The organism is Halomonas sp. 3D7M, assembly GCF_014897885.1.
Taxonomy (GTDB): Bacteria; Pseudomonadota; Gammaproteobacteria; order Pseudomonadales; family Halomonadaceae; genus Vreelandella.
Genome location: NZ_JABUZF010000242.1, coordinates 1 through 645 on the forward strand (window position 1 = coordinate 1; position 645 = coordinate 645).

Consider the following 645-nt stretch of genomic DNA (forward strand, 5'->3'; position numbering starts at 1 on the left):
GAGCGTATAGGACGTCATCGGCGCGCCATTATCCGAGTGCAACACCGGCGGCTGATGCCAGCATTTCTCACGCAATAATGCACGCTCCATCAGCTGTTTAGCCAAGTCGCCCGATTCCGTCTCATGAACTTCCCAGGCAATGATTTTGCGGCTGTAGATATCCATGATCAGGTAGAGATACCAGTGCTGGCCTCGTACAACGGAGGCGCAATAGCTAATATCCCAGCTCCAAACCTGGTTCGGCCCTGTCGCCGTAAAACTGGTCGGCGCGGGTACTGTGCGGCGTGCTTTCGTACGGCCACGATGATGCTGCTGGTGATGCTTTTTCAAGACCCGATAAAACGACGATTCGGAGGCCAGATAGACGCCGTTGTCTGCCAGTAAGGGCACGATTTGAGACGGCGGCAAGCTCTGATACTCGGGACGATGACACGTGTTCAAAATGGTCTGCTTTTCCTCATGCGTCAGCTGATGCGGCTGCCTCCCTTGTGCCGCCTGTGGACGCTGATCCTCAACAACAGTGCCACACTCAGATCGCCAACGCTTTAGTGTGCGCTCGCTTACATCGATAATATCGGCTGCTTGATAGCGGGAAGCGCCCCCCATAACCGCTTCGTCAAATAGCGCGATGAGCCTTGCACGTTC

Annotated in this window: 1 protein-coding gene; it reads right to left on the reverse strand. The window is 55.2% G+C overall.

What is annotated here, in order from left to right; genetic code table 11:
- A partial coding sequence (locus tag INT22_RS14230) for a DDE-type integrase/transposase/recombinase (protein ID WP_193068441.1) occupies window positions 1–645 on the reverse strand: 645 nt, incomplete at both ends.